The organism is Spirosoma sp. SC4-14 (assembly GCF_037201965.1).
Lineage (GTDB): Bacteria > Bacteroidota > Bacteroidia > Cytophagales > Spirosomataceae > Spirosoma.
This window is the reverse complement of the sequence record NZ_CP147518.1, coordinates 6,765,469-6,780,147: the sequence shown is the minus strand read 5'-3', so window position 1 is coordinate 6,780,147 and position 14,679 is coordinate 6,765,469. Positions and strand designations below refer to the sequence as shown.

The 14,679-nt window shown below is 48.6% G+C and carries 11 protein-coding genes; 3 read left to right on the top strand and 8 right to left on the bottom strand.

Annotation, left to right across the window (positions count from 1 at the left end; genetic code table 11):
• Positions 1–34: 34 nt before the first annotated feature.
• The 4 genes from WBJ53_RS27945 to WBJ53_RS27930 all read right to left on the bottom strand — a co-directional run bounded on the left by WBJ53_RS27945 (position 35) and on the right by WBJ53_RS27930 (position 4,191).
• The gene (locus WBJ53_RS27945) at positions 35–1,624 is read right to left on the bottom strand and encodes a LysM peptidoglycan-binding domain-containing protein (protein WP_338872435.1); all 1,590 of its coding nucleotides are present in this window, start codon (positions 1,622–1,624) and stop codon (positions 35–37) included.
• 150 nt (positions 1,625–1,774) lie between these two features.
• The gene (gatA, locus tag WBJ53_RS27940; protein WP_338872433.1) at positions 1,775–3,196 is read right to left on the bottom strand and encodes an Asp-tRNA(Asn)/Glu-tRNA(Gln) amidotransferase subunit GatA; all 1,422 of its coding nucleotides are present in this window, start codon (positions 3,194–3,196) and stop codon (positions 1,775–1,777) included.
• Between the two features lie 182 nt (positions 3,197–3,378).
• Positions 3,379–3,582 carry a twin-arginine translocase TatA/TatE family subunit gene (locus tag WBJ53_RS27935; protein ID WP_163952094.1) on the bottom strand — a complete coding sequence of 68 codons (204 nt, stop codon included), beginning with the start codon at positions 3,580–3,582 and terminating at the stop codon, positions 3,379–3,381.
• Between the two features lie 147 nt (positions 3,583–3,729).
• A complete protein-coding gene (locus tag WBJ53_RS27930; RefSeq protein ID WP_338872429.1) occupies positions 3,730–4,191 on the bottom strand; it encodes a YkvA family protein in 462 nt (153 codons plus the stop codon).
• A 247-nt stretch (positions 4,192–4,438) separates the two neighbouring features.
• On the opposite strand from WBJ53_RS27930, the gene mdh reads away from it, so the two are divergent.
• The 3 genes from mdh (at position 4,439) to WBJ53_RS27915 (ending at position 7,205) form a co-directional block, all read left to right on the top strand.
• On the top strand, positions 4,439–5,380 hold the full coding sequence (gene mdh, locus WBJ53_RS27925) for a malate dehydrogenase (protein ID WP_338872427.1): 942 nt from the start codon (positions 4,439–4,441) through the stop codon (positions 5,378–5,380).
• Between the two features lie 201 nt (positions 5,381–5,581).
• The gene (locus WBJ53_RS27920; protein ID WP_338872425.1) at positions 5,582–6,601 is read left to right on the top strand and encodes a phytanoyl-CoA dioxygenase family protein; all 1,020 of its coding nucleotides are present in this window, start codon (positions 5,582–5,584) and stop codon (positions 6,599–6,601) included.
• Positions 6,602–6,755: 154 nt separating this feature from the next.
• Complete coding sequence (locus WBJ53_RS27915; RefSeq protein WP_338872423.1) at positions 6,756–7,205, top strand: DUF2846 domain-containing protein; 450 nt, start codon at positions 6,756–6,758, stop codon at positions 7,203–7,205.
• Between the two features lie 78 nt (positions 7,206–7,283).
• On the opposite strand, the gene WBJ53_RS27910 is transcribed toward WBJ53_RS27915, so the two are convergent.
• The 4 genes from WBJ53_RS27910 to WBJ53_RS27895 all read right to left on the bottom strand — a co-directional run bounded on the left by WBJ53_RS27910 (position 7,284) and on the right by WBJ53_RS27895 (position 14,658).
• Positions 7,284–8,669: a hypothetical protein gene (locus WBJ53_RS27910; protein ID WP_338872421.1), complete on the bottom strand. Its 1,386-nt coding sequence runs from the start codon at positions 8,667–8,669 to the stop codon at positions 7,284–7,286.
• Positions 8,670–8,834: 165 nt separating this feature from the next.
• Complete coding sequence (locus tag WBJ53_RS27905; RefSeq protein ID WP_338872419.1) at positions 8,835–11,981, bottom strand: efflux RND transporter permease subunit; 3,147 nt, start codon at positions 11,979–11,981, stop codon at positions 8,835–8,837.
• Between the two features lie 121 nt (positions 11,982–12,102).
• The gene (locus tag WBJ53_RS27900; protein ID WP_338872417.1) at positions 12,103–13,209 is read right to left on the bottom strand and encodes an efflux RND transporter periplasmic adaptor subunit; all 1,107 of its coding nucleotides are present in this window, start codon (positions 13,207–13,209) and stop codon (positions 12,103–12,105) included.
• A 9-nt stretch (positions 13,210–13,218) separates the two neighbouring features.
• Positions 13,219–14,658 (bottom strand): TolC family protein, encoded by a 1,440-nt coding sequence (locus WBJ53_RS27895; protein WP_338872415.1) that lies wholly within the window; start codon positions 14,656–14,658, stop codon positions 13,219–13,221.
• Positions 14,659–14,679 lie beyond the last annotated feature (21 nt).

The following is a 14,679-nucleotide window of genomic DNA, read 5'->3' as shown; positions in this document are numbered from 1 at the left end:
ACAGGCTTGTTTGCCGGGGCCTTTGTCGTAATTGTTAAATAATTAGCTTCTGACCAGGTTTTAGCGAATTAGAGCGCATGTGGTTCAGCTTTTTGATGCGTTCGATCGTAAGGCCATCATAGCGCTGGGCAATGTTCCAGAGCGTATCGCCATCCTGAACCAAATGATAGCGAGGTTTGTAGCGTTTGGTTTTGGCCGCCACTTCAGCTTTTTTATGACTTTTAGTAGTACCCTGATCGGCAAGCCGCTCTGAGCGCGTTTCGGAGACTTCTTTCAGAATAACCAACTTCTGTCCGCGTTGGATACGTGTTGACCGCAGATGGTTCCAGCGTTTCAGGTCATAAAGCTCTACATGAAAACGTTCGGCAATGGTACCCAGATTATCGCCACGGCGCACAACATACGTTTGTTTCTTAGGCTTACGCAGAACAACCGTTTCCATGTCCTCGTCCGATTCCTGGTCTGATTCGGCAATGGCCAGTCTGGTTTCCGTGTCGAGTGGTTCGTCCAGCGTCATGAGCGCCAGCGGATTGCTATTCAGGTCAGACCAGCTACCGGCCGAATCGGTGCCATAGCGGATGGTTTCTGTACTGGCCAGCAACACGTGCGCCATTGCAGCAGGAATCTGACTCGACGAATCCATAATTGCTTTGCGACGGGCCGTCAAATAGGCAAACTGCTGGCGAGGAACCCGCAACGGATACCGTTGGGTATACTCGGGCAGAATGGTTGTTGTAATCGCCGGATTCATTTTTTGTAAATCCGCAAGCTCAATTTTCGTATGCCGGGCGAAGGTTTCAAGGTTAAAATAACCCGAAACCTGAATGGTATCGTGCGGAATCGGATATTCGTAGGTTTCGGCGTAGATTCCGTGGTCGTTGGCGAAATTCATCAGATACGTAAACGCAACAAACTGAGGTACATATCCACGGGTTTCTTTGGGTAGCGCATCGTAAATCGTATAAAACGAATCGCCCCCCGACCGGCGCATAGCTCGTTTAACGGCACCAGGGCCGCAGTTATAAGCAGCCATTGCCAGTTCCCAATCGCCGAAGATGTTGTACAGATCGCGGAGGTATTTGCAGGCTGCTTCAGTTGCCTTTACCGGGTCCATGCGTTCATCTACATAATCGTCCTGATATAACCGTAAGTCGCGTCCGGTTCCTGGCATGATCTGCCAGAGACCGCCTGCCCCTGCGCGGGAAATGGCCCTTGGATTCAGCGCCGACTCAACAATAGACAGGTATTTGAGCTCATCAGGTAAATTGAAATCGGAAAGCATCCGCTCATAAAGCGGGAAAAACAGCGGCATCCGCTCCAGCATTAGTTTGGTGGCACTGGCTTTGCGGAATGTGAAATAATCGACATAAGCCTGAACGGCTTTATGGTAGTTTAGCGGGATGGTTTTCTGAAGCGTTGTTAGCCGCTCCCGCAGCAAACTGTCGGGTACGGTCGATACAAAGGCAACTGTATCTTGCTTTACAATCGTACTGTCTCCGAGTTGTTGTTGACCGGCCACGGCTGGCCCGGATTGAAACGTAGTCTTGGCATGAGCTGTTATTGTCAGACCCATCACCACACTCAACAGCCCCATTCGTAACAGGCTACGGTTCAAGTGGTTCATGCAGTTTTATGGTTAGGTAATCGTTACGCACCAAAACGACGTATGAAGCGGTATTGGGTATGAAATATGATACATGAAGTATGGGTTTAGCTATATAGCCTACGTCATACCTTATACTGCTTATTTCATACCTGCTACTTCACCCATCAATCAGGCCATCGCTTTGGCCAGAGCAACCAGGGCTCCTTCTGCAAAAGGCGGAGCCAGCAGTTGTATACCAATCGGCAATCCATTATTATCGGTACCATTCGGTATCGAAATGGCTGGATACCCTACTACATTAGCCTGTACCGTAAAAATATCGGCCAGATACATCTGTAGCGGATCTTCTGTTTTCTCGCCAAGGCGAAAAGCTGGTGTTGGTGTGGTAGGAGATAACAAAAAGTCGTACTGGTCGAAAACCCGCTCGGTTTCTTCCCGAATCAGCCGACGAACCTGTTGGGCTTTTGTATAATATGCATCATAATAGCTGGCACTCAGGGCGAAGGTGCCCAGCAGAATACGCCGACGAACTTCGGCACCGAACCCCTCTGTGCGACTTTTTTTGTACAACGACAAAAGGTCCGTAACTGATGCATTCCGATAGCCATATCTGACTCCATCAAATCGGGAAAGGTTCGATGAGGCTTCGGCCGTTGTCAGAATGTAGTAGGTAGGTAACAGGTATTTCAGAAGCGACAGATCGACTGGTTCGACCGTGTGGCCCGCGGCTCTTAACTCTTCGATTTTTCGTTGGGTAGCTTCGCGGATGCTGGCCTCGATGCCTTCGCTTTCCACACCATCGCGCAGATAGGCAATGCGCAGAGGGCGGTTGGGCAGTTGTGCCTGCGAATAAGGCTGAACCGGCTGTGCCGATACCGTACTGTCGAAATCGTCGGGGCCAGCCATGATTTCAAGTAAGAGAGCCGCATCTTCGGCTGTGTTGGCAATAGGGCCGATGCAGTCGAAAGAAGAGGCATAGGCAATCAATCCCCAGCGGCTTACACGTCCATAGGTTGGTTTGAGGCCCACCACGCCACAAAAAGCCGCAGGCTGGCGCACCGACCCGCCCGTATCGGAACCAATGCTGGCAAGGCAAAGGCCAGCCTGAACCGCTACGGCCGAACCTCCGCTCGAACCACCGGGAACCCGGTTAGGGTCGGCGGCATTGCGAACAGGGCCAAAAGCAGAGTTTTCGTTGGACGAACCCATTGCAAACTCATCACAGTTCTGACGGCCAATGATGATCACATCTTCGTCGATAAGGCGCTGAACTGCCGTTGCCGTAAACTGAGCGATGAAGTTATCCAGAATGCGGCTTCCGGCCCGTACGCCATGTCCGGCATAATTCAAAACGTCTTTAATTCCGATAACCATACCCGCCAGCCGCCCTGCCGAGCCATTGCTGGCAGCTAGTTTCTGATCGATACGGTCGGCCTGCTTACGGGCTTCGTCGGCATAAACTTCGGTAAAGACATTAAGGTGGCGATGTTCATCAATGCGGACGAGGTATTGCTCTACCAGTTGGCGGCAGGTAACAATACCGTTTTTGAGATCGGCCTGAACAGTAGCGAAGTTGCGGTATAACGTCACAAGAAGGACAATTTACAGCCCCCTAGCCCCCAAAGGGGGAAGTGCTGCTTCGGCAGTCCAATGCTGCCCAGGTAAACTGAATATGACAGCACTTCCCCCTTTGGGGGCTAGGGGGCAAAAAACAGACAATCAGCCGGTTCCGAACGGGAATCGCCTGATTGTCTGTCTATTAATGAAGTTAATTATTTCTCCGACTCTTTCAGACCTTCTTCGATGTTTTCGCGAACGTCTTTCGTGGCGTCTTTGAACTCTTTGATACCTTTTCCAAGGCCGCGTGCGAGTTCGGGGATTTTCTTAGCGCCGAACAACAGGAGCAGTGCTAAGAAAATGAACACCATTTCCTGACCGCCCAAACCCATAAATGCCAAAACACTTGCCAAAATCATGATTCTTTGGATTTGAATGTATGCAAAAATAAAAAAACTCTCTCGTACAATCTAGTAAAACCAGGGGAAACTTCTGGTTTCGACAAAAAGAAAAGGCGGAACCAACACGACTCTAATGATCTTTTTCCGTTTTTCTTTTACCAGCGCTTACCCAATCTTTATTGTTTTAACCCGATGCGGAACGTCTTCAGCCATGGTGGCTGCCGAACCTTCCCACTGCCGAAACTTTTCAATATCGTCTTTTATTCCACTGAAAAGCCACAACATTAACGCAATATCGTCCGATAAACCAACAATTGGCAGAAAGTCGGGCAGAATGTCAATTGGTGATACAAAATAAATCAGCACAGCAATCATTCGAATCAGCGTTTTCCAGGGAATTTGCCGATACTCGCCCGACGCATACGCCCGAAGCAAGCGGGTAACTATGTTTAACTGTTCGCGGAAAGCCGCAATATTAGCACCCGACAGACCGCCACTTTTATCGAGGGCTTCGCGGATCAGGTTATACAGGCTACGGGAATTACGGGCATAACGAACAGCACCGACATTGGCCCGTTTGAAAAAAATAGAGTTTAGAATTCGTGATATGAGGCTCTTATTTGCCATTCGTTTAATTAGATGAGGGTTGGACGCTGGACAATTATCGGTTTAGACCAAGTATTGGATAAAAGGATACGCCTTTGGTTTAATCAGGAAGCCGGGTGTCGAACATCTAACCTTCTAACAAAAAAAATCTCTAAATAATCTATAAACTGAGTAACAGGGCCAGAAGTTTATTCCCAACTCATTGGATTGTCAGGAGCGGGGGCCTTACTTTTGCGTCGCTTGTTAACCCTTTAATTCCGAATACTGTATGAAAGTTACTGTAGTAGGGGCCGGGGCCGTTGGAGCCACCTGCGCCGACAATATTGCCCGCCGAGAGCTTGCTCAGGAAGTTGTTCTTCTAGACATCAAAGAAGGCATTAGCGAAGGAAAATCCCTCGACATGCTCCAGGCATCAACATTGCTCGACTGTGATGTTAAGCTGACAGGCTCTACTAATGATTACGAAAAAACGGCGGGTTCGGATGTGGTCGTTGTTACATCGGGGTTACCACGTAAGCCGGGTATGACTCGTGAAGACCTCATCGGCATCAACGCGGGTATTGTAAAAGGAGTAACCGAAAACATCCTGAAACACTCTCCCAACGCCATTTTTATCATTATTTCGAACCCAATGGATACCATGACGTATCTGGCTCTGAAAACGTCGGGCTTGCCCAAAAACCGAGTCATCGGTCTGGGTGGGGCATTGGATTCGGCTCGTTTCAAAACCTACCTGTCGCTGGCTATGAAGTGCTCGCCCAATGACTTGCAGGCTTCGGTAATTGGTGGTCATGGCGATACGACCATGATTCCGCTGACTCGTCTGGCTACGAAAGCGGGGGTGCCGGTGAGTAATTTCCTGGATGCCGACACGCTGAAAAAAGTAGCTGCCGATACAATGGTGGGTGGCGCTACCCTAACGGGCCTGATCGGTACATCGGCCTGGTATGCACCAGGAGCCGCCGGAGCCTATATGGTTGAAAGTATTCTGCGCGACCAGAAACGCGTAATTCCATCCTGTGTATTGCTGGAAGGCGAATATGGTCAGTCAGATATTTGCCTGGGCGTACCCGTCGTGCTGGGACGGAATGGTTGGGAAGAAATCATCGACTATAAACTGAACGACGAAGAGCAGGCTGCTTTCAATAAATCGGCAGATGCAGTTCGGAGCATGAATAGTGTGTTAAGTACGCTGAATATTGGCGTATAGGCTGTTTGGTATTCCTGATTTATACAAAAAGGCTTCAGAAATGAAGCCTTTTTGTATGCCTTTACTGAAGCATGCAGCTCCATCAGGGGGGAATTTAGCTCTAAATTAGTATAATCAGTAACCTTGCCCGTATATTTGTTGGGTACCTGCTGAGGGCGTTTTTTTACTTGTTAATCATTAAGACCGTAACGGATTATCATTATGTTAGACCGATTAAAAGCGATTGCGAAGCAGGTGCTTCGGCCTGAACCGAAACCAATAGTTGAATTTGATCAGAAATCACTTCCCTGGATCGATCAGCCTGAGGCCGACATTGATCGGTTTGTTGCGGCCTACTCCCGAAAACAGGAGTTCGCCTATGATTTAAAAGAAAAACTTACACATTGGCAGTCGAACGGCTATGTAATTCTGGAACAGGCTATTCCAGTAAGCCTGATAGATCAATTGTGGTCGGAGGCCGAAGAGTTGATCAACCACCCGGAAGACTATAAAATAAACATACGGGTCGATAAACCCGAATTTGCGGCAAGGCCAGTCCAAATGGCGAAGGAATTACCAACCGAAATAATAGGAGGTACTTATGTGAAGGTTATGGATTTTCATAATGCATCCTTAACCGGAAAAAAGATAATGCTGCACCAGCAAATTGTCGCATTTCTGGAAGCCGTTTTTAATGATCGGGTAGTGGGAATGCAAAGTCTTCTGTTTAAATATGGTAGTCAACAGGCAACTCATCAGGATTTTGCCTACGTAGTATCCGAAATTCCTAGCCATCTGGCAGCCTCCTGGGTTGCTCTTGAAGATGTTTCGATTGATGCCGGTCCGCTCTTTTACTATCCAGGATCGCATAAGGCAGCTAAATTTGATTTCGGAAATGGTATTTTCTTTAATGAGAAATCAAGCCGCAATCCGACCGATTTTGGAATCTATCTTGACAAACTGTGTACAGAAAACGGATTGAAACGGAAGACACTACTGATCAAAAAAGGTGATGTTTTATTGTGGCATGCTGCATTAGCGCATGGGGGCGATGAAATTAAAGATATTTCCCATACCCGAAAATCGTTTGTTTGCCATTACTCGTCGCAAAAAGCCTATCGCCGTCATCGGCAGGATGTTCAGGCGGAGCCTAATCGGATCTCAATTAATGGCGCTGATGTGTTTACGCATCCTGTTCTGACCGATGAGGAGGATGTTTTTCCGCTAGGACAGGCGTTTTAAAACAATTCCTAACCCTATCAGTCTGCCTGCTTTACCGGCAGCAGCACTACACCTCTGTTTTCGCTGGTAGCAATCGTGGCCTTGCCATTTAGGTTACCCAAAAAATAATATTGTTTGTGGTATTTTTGGCTGATCATTTACACTTATTTGTTTTATGAAAAAGCTATCCTTTCTCACACTGTTTTGTTTTACTCTTGCGCTTTCGGCCTTCCGAAGCGACAGCGCAAACCTGAAAACTGTCGACGATTTTGCGACAATTTATATTTACCGGGGTGGCCAATTTTTTGGCTCAGGGCTGAATTATAGCATTTACGTGAATGGCCAGAAAATCTGCAAGCTTAGCAATAACAAATACATCGAATACAAAACCAAGCCCGGAAAGCTGTCGATAACGGCCCAGCGTGGTGGGGTTGAATTGTTTAAGCGGGAAACCGAACTGGAACTGGATACCGAAGCCGGGAAAAAATACTACGTGAAGGGTGACGTAAAATCGAGCATAACCCGTACGCGACTGGAAATGTCGGAAGTAACCGAAAATACAGCCAAACGCGATATGAAAGATATGACAGTCGATAACTGTCAGGAATCGCTGGATAAGAAATAATTTTTTAGAATCGGATTCTAAAAAACTAAACGTCTAAAGCCCCATTCCGCCATGCGATGGGGCTTTAGACGTTTATTGCTAAATAAAAATCTGGTATTGCAGGATCAGTTGGCCACGGCGGCCTGCTGGTAAGTACTGCGAACCGCTTGCTTCGTAGTAAGGACGATTCTGATAATCGAGGGTTAGCTTGCTGTTGTGACCCCGAATGAAGTAGTTGAGCCCCACATTATAGACACCCAGGCTTTTGGTCAGGCGCTGATAATTGGCGAGCTGGGCCTGTACATAGGGCATAAAGGTGCCATTGCCCGCGCCGAACAGATCGCGTTTCATCAGATAACCAAACTGGCTATACACCACATTGCCCGTGCCAAACATAGGATAAGCATTTCCCTGCGTTCCGGCCGGATAGCCCGATGCAATGCCGCTGGCCGGATTCATAGAGCCATTGAAGCGCAGGTAATTTTTGCCGTAGTCGGTATGGAAATAGCCCAGGTATGCATTGATGGCGGTGCCTTTTTCGCGGTTTAGGGGCATGTCGAGGAAAGTGGCAACAGACCACAGGTTCAGATTCTGATAAAGCGTGTCGCCAGGAGCATCCACGCGAACGGTAGCGTTCTTCTGCATAATGAAACCGGCTTCGAGGTTAAGTATTTTCTTCGTGCCCAGATACGTTCCTGTGTTGTAGCCGGGCGTCTGATTGGCTTCTTTATCGAAAAACTGCCACATGAACAAGCCCTGAAACTGTTTGTGATGGCCTTTCAGCGCAAAAATAGAGTTGGGTCCATAGGTTGGCACCGAAGCCCCATTCGTCTGAATGGGGAATGGGTCAGAAAGGGCGATCCGATAGTCGAGATGGCCAACCTGCCCACGGGCGTAGAGACTTAGCTTGCGCGAAAACTCGTCGGTTTGGTCGACTGTTGCCTGGGCAAACAGTGGAACATCCATACTCATGATCGAGCTGACACTGGGCGACGAAAAGCGCGACAAACCATTAACGATGGTTAAGCCTCCGCCAATTTTGAGGTAGTCTTTATTTTTCCATACCAGATATTCACCGACTGCATCATGAAAGAACGCCTGAATTTTCCGGTTCGATGAGGACGTTGGGTTGAAACCGCCATTCAGATAATTGAAATTGTTCATGCCAAACTGAAAGTAGACAAACACATGATCGCTAAGCTGGCCGTACATCTGCATCCGTGTCCGACGTAGGCCAATATCGAACGTGTTGTTTTTCGGTTCCTGAATAACGGTTGTTCCTGGGTTGCTCTGATTGTATCGGAACCAGGCCTGATTCATGAACGTAACTCTGAAAAAGTGAGAACCCGATGCGTTCAGATTGTATTTAAGCTCGGTTTTATCGGACGCTGACGCTGGTCTGGAGGTGAGTGTATCTTGAGCAAAAGAAAGCTGGCTAATTGTCAGTAAAGGCCCCAGCAACGCAAGTTTAGCGGTCCAATTCATATGATGTCCGTTTGGTTCGAACAATTCAGTTTTCGAAAAAAGTAACTTGTTCGACGGTATGTGGAATGAGAGAATGTATAGTTTACGTCGATACGGAAGGGGTAAAATTAAAAAATCCACACGCCTATGAAGCATATGGATTTTTTAATTTTTCAGGAATTTATCTTACACCTTCGCATTGGCAGGAACCGGTTTCTGTTTCTTACCCGTCAGTCGGTTATAGAATCGACTTAACCGGTTGAAGATATTTTCGAAAGTCAAATAAACAGTCGGTACCAGTACCAGTGTCAGTAACAGCGAACTGATCAAACCGCCAATCAACACCCAGGCAAGTCCGTTTTTCGATTCCGAACCATCGCCGGTAGCCAGTGCCATTGGCAGCAGACCAATCGTCATGGCAATAGTCGTCATCAGAATGGGCCTAATCCGCTCACGACCGGCTTCAATCAGCGCATCGATTGTATTTTTACCTTCTTCTTTCTGCTGGTTGGCAAAGTCGACAAGCAGAATGGCGTTTTTAGCGACCAGCCCAATCAGCATCACCATACCCAGCATAACGAAGAATGAAATAGGCTGTTCGGCCAGCGCCAGCGCCAGGAAGGCTCCAATCACCGCCATCGGAATCGAGAACAGGACCACGAATGGCCGGAAATAGGAGTTATACAACGCTACCATCAGCAGATAAACGAAGGTAACGGCCAGCCCCAATGCAATGCCTAAGCTCCCAAAGGCATCGGACTGACGCTCCAGATCGCCTTTGAGTTTATACGTGACACCGCCCGGTAATTGTTTTGTTTTAAGGATGTTGTCGATTTCGGCACCAACCGTACCCGTTGGGCGACCAACCACGTTTGCGTTGACGAATAGCGAGCCTACCCGATTGTAACGCGTTAACTGTGTGGCGCCAGTACCCAGTTGCAGATTGGCAATCTGCCGAATTTCGACCAGATTCCCCTGACCGTCGGGCACCGTAAGATCGCCAACGTCGTCTTTACTTTGCCGATTAAACCGGTTCAGTTCGATCCGAATGTCGTAATCGCGGCTTCCAACGCGGTATTTACTATCGGTGTTGCCGGAGAAGGCAGTCTGTAGAGTTGCACCAACATTGGCCACCGAGATACCATACTGGGCCATTTTTCGGCGGTCCAGATTAACTTTCAGTTCAGGTTTTGGATCATCTACGCCAAGCTCAACATCACTGGTGCCACTTACCGATTTCACAATTTGTTTCACGACCGCAGCCGCCTGCAGGAGTTCCTGCTGCGAATTTCCCTGAAGCAGAATCTGGATTGGTGTAGCATTAGCCCCCCCAGTGATACCAACCGGCGCTGACTTCACGTTCAGACCGGGGGTTTTCATGATCTCGGCTTTGGTTTGGGCCGCAAACTGTTCAATGGAAATATCCCGTTCCTGTTTTGGGATAATGGTGACGGTGATTTCGGCCTTATGATACGGCGTTGATCCCAGACCGCCACCCGACGACGAACTGGAGTAGCCTACGTTGCTGTTTACTTTCGTAACCAGCTTGTTCTGCATAAGCTGTTTTTCAATTTTCTGACAGATTCGGTTGGTTTCGGCCAGGCTGTTGAACGGTTCGCCTTCAATCTGAACGATAAATTCGCCCTGGTCACTCTGCGGGAAGAAGGTGGTACCGATAAAGCCACCCGCTACCAGCCCAATTGAACCAACGAACAAAACAATGGCCGTAAGATATACCCACCGTTTGTGCCGTAGGCTCCAGGCCAGCAGCCGGGCATAACCATGCTTCAATGAATCGAACTGACCTTCGAACCACAACAGAAAACGTTTGCCAAGACCAGGTCCGTTCAGGTCGGTTTCCTTCGCAAACCGTGACGCCAGCAGTGGCGTGACCGTAAACGATACAATCAGCGACATCAACGTTGAGAACACAACCACCAGCGAGAATTCACGGATAATGTTGGCAATCAGCCCCTGTACAAATACCAGCGGCAGAAACACCACTACGTCGACCATCGTAATGGCCAGAGCCGTAAAGCCAATTTCATTTCGACCATCGAGCGATGCCGTTCGGCGGTCTTTACCCATTTCGAGGTGGCGATAGATGTTTTCCAGCACCACAATGGAGTCGTCGACCAGAATCCCAACCACCAGCGAAAGAGCCATCAGTGTCATCAGGTTGAGCGTAAAACCCAGCAGATACATTGGAACAAACACCGAAATGATCGACGCTGGAACCGACACCATCACAATAAAGGCATTGCGGATGCTGTGCAGAAACAGCAGCATCACCAGCGCAACGAGCACAACGGCAAACTCAAGGTCGAAAATTACGCCTTCGGCCGAGGCCAGCGTATAGGTCGATGAGTCGCTGGTCACTTCGAACTTCAGGCCAATGTTGGCATATTGCTTTTCGATACCGCCCAGAATGCTACGCACCTGCTGGCTAATTTCCACAGCGTTGGCGTCGGTCTGTTTCTGAATCGTAATACCGATCGATTCGCGTCCGTTAATCCGGTTGATGGTTGTGGCATCGGCAACGCCATCTGTTACGGTGGCAACATCACTCAATAAGACTTTCGTACCGTTAGCTGCTGTTTTTACCGCTGTATTCCGAATCTGGTTGATATCGGTAAACTTACCAGCCAACCGAATGGCATACTGGGCCTGATCAGTTTCGATACGACCGGTCGGATAATCGAGGTTTGAGGAATTAATGGCCTGCGTAACCTGCGACAACGATAAATTATAGAGCTTCAGCTTGTTGGGATCGAGCCCAATGCGGATTTCGCGTTCGCGGCCACCCGTCAGCGTTACCTGCCCTACACCGTCTACTTTGGTCAACTGCGTCCGGATCTGATCGTCGACCAGATCGTAGAGTTTGGTTGGTGCCAGATTAGCGCGTACCCCCATTCGGATAACCGGCACGTCGTCGGTCGAGAATTTAAGCAGGGTAGGTGACTCTACTTCGTCGGGCAGTTGCGACAGAATCGCGTTTACCTTTCGCTGCGCATCTTCCAGTGCCCGGTTTGGGTCGGCGCTGGCATTCAGTTCGAGCTGAATGATCGATGATCCTTCCTGACTGGTAGAGCTGATATTTTTCAGGTTTTCGAGCGATGAAACCGCATCTTCGATTTTCCGGGTTACGGAGTTTTCGACCTCGCCAGCCGCTGCGCCCGGATAGGCCGTAATGATCGTTACGACCGACGCATCGAATTTGGGCAGTAGGGTATAGTTCAGACTTTTGTAAGAAATGAACCCCAGAATACCCAGCACAGTAAAGGCCACGACAACCAGCGTTGGGCGTTTAATGGCTATCTCAGTTACTGACATTATGGATTGAGAGTTTATGGTTTATGGTTTATAGTCTATAGTTTATGGTTGCCTGCTGTATAAGGATCTATACTGATAGGCGAAGCAACGATAAACCGTAAACGATAAACCGTAAACCGAATTACTGATTAACGGCTACTGATGTGTCTGTAGTTGCCTGCGCGCTGTTGCTGCGGCTAACGGTCACTTTAGAACCGTTGCTTACGTTAAGTTGTCCATTAACAACAACTGGCTCACCTTGCTTGAGGCCGCTCAGAACCTGATATAAATCGCCGGTGTCGTAGCCTAATTGAATTTTACGCAGTCGAACCGTATTGTTGTTTTCCAGAACATAAACGCTGGCACTATCGGCCCCGCCAATCAATGCCCGACGTGGAATAAACAACCCGTCGATACCATTACGGAACGTAAAGCTGGCATTGGCCAGCGTTCCGGCTTTTAGCTGATTTTTGCTACTGTTGTTCAGATAAAGTTCAACAGGATAGTTATGTAACGCATCGCCTTTGGGGCTAATGTAATGAACGGTTCCGGTGAAGGTTACGCCTGGGAAAGCCTGAGCCGTTATGGTTGCCTTATCGCCCAGTTTAAGCTGATAAACAGCCTGTTCTGGTACGTTCACGACTAGTTTCAGGTCCTGTAAATTAATGACCGATGCCAGCACCGCACCAACCGCTACGTATTCGCCATTCTCAACCTTTTTGTCGTACACATACCCGCTAATGGGGGCAACAACAGCACCATTACCCAATACACGCTTCTGCTGTTTGGCGTTCAGAAGAGCCGTATTGTACTGATCTTTATACTTCTGGTAAGCTTCCTGGGTTACGGCTCCTCCTTTCAGGAGCCGTTCGTAGCGTTCCATTTCGCGCCGGGCATTTTCGACGTTTGTCTGGTTGTTTTCAACAACAATATCCTGTACTTCGTCTTCAATATAACCTACTTGCTGGCCTTTCTTAACGTAAGTGCCCAGTACGAGCTTGAAATTCTGGAGTTTTCCGCGAGTTTCGGCAATAATGTTGGCTTCGTTCTGCGCTTCTACCGTTCCCAGCAGCGATAAGTTCTGATCAAGCCGCTCATAGGCAACAGGCTGAACTTCCACTACCGGCGTTGTCTGGAATTGAGCCGTTGAGGTTTTCGCGGCCTCTATCTTCTTTTTGTTATTGATTAGTCGGAAGGCAATCAGCGCGATCAGGGCAGCTACCGCTCCAATAATAATAATTCGTTTCATGGTAACTGTTTATTTTTGAGTAACGTATTGAAGGATAGTTCCCTGGGCGTTTTCATAATCTAATCGGGCCTGATACAGATTAATCAGTTTATTGGCCAGGTTGTTTTGGGCGGTTGTTAAGGCATCTTTCGAGTCGATCAACGTTACCGATGTGGCAATGCCCTCTTTATATTCCAGTTGCGTAACCGTCAGAATTTTCTGCGCCAGCGTAATGTTGTCGCGTTCGCGCTGAATGTCGGTAACCAGATTCTGGTAGCTGACCTGGGCGTTGCTCAGGCTCAACTCGGCCGATTCGCGGGCCAGTATCTGTTGCAGCCGCAGGGTTTCCAGGTTCAGCCGATTTTCTCGGTCACGGTAATGACGCTGGTTACCGTCAAAGATTGTCCAGTTGAGGGTTAGGCCGACTGCTCCGCTCTGGAACCAGGGAAAACCATTTCGGAAGAAGTTAAATTCCTGCCGTTGCGCGTTCGTTCCGTAGGTGCCATATAACCCCAGCGACGGCAAATAGCCCCGGTTATTCGATAGTCGGTTTAAATCCTGTAGTTGTGTATTGATCAGCAATTGTTTGTAATCGGGACGATTTTCGAAGAAGCGGTTGCCTGGGCTTGATAAATCGGTTACGACCAACTGATTTTCTATTTCCAGCGCCTGTAGGCTAAGCGGTTCGTTCTGAGGCATTCCCATCTGGAACTTCAACTGGTTTAAGGCCAGTTCATAACGGCGCGTTTGTTGCTCAAGCTGCGATTGCAGATTATTCCGATTCAACTGAATCCGTCCAAAATCGATTTCGCGGGTTGTGCCATTTTGCAGCCGAACGCGTTCCTGCTGCAATAGCGTGTCCGATGATGTTATATCCCGAATTGTTAACCGGCGTTGCAGGTCAATCACTAAAGCCTGGTAGTATGCCTGAGCTACATTGTATGCTTGGTTTTGTTCGGCCTGGGCAGTTGCTTCTTCCTGAAGTTTGGTTGTCAGTTTAGCCGCCTTAAGGGCTAGCCCCAGCGATGGGTCATATAGTTTCTGATCGACGCGCCCAGTCAGCGTAGCCGAATACTGGGTTCCGAATTTTACGGGAATAAAGCCGTCGGAAGTGGTTCCGCCTACCGCTGTTGTGCTCCCAACACCGCCTGTGCCTGTGGTGCTGGTAGTAGATCCTGATCCCGCTGAGGCCAAACTGCCTGGCAACAGCGTAACCGGAATTTTATAGTTATCGATCAGTGATCCCGACACCGAAACCTGTGGCAGGTTTCGGCCTATGACCTGTTGGGTTTGTGTGAGCGATATTTTCTCGTTAAGTCGGGCAATTTTGACATTTGGGTGATTGGCGCGGGCATACTCAACACACTGTGCCAGTGTATAACCATCTGTAGCGGCATTTTGGGCGCTGGCAAACTGCGCCAATAATCCTAGTAGTAGTCCCGTCAGTATGGTATGCTTGATACCTTTCATGTTTGCGATTCTAAGTCTAGT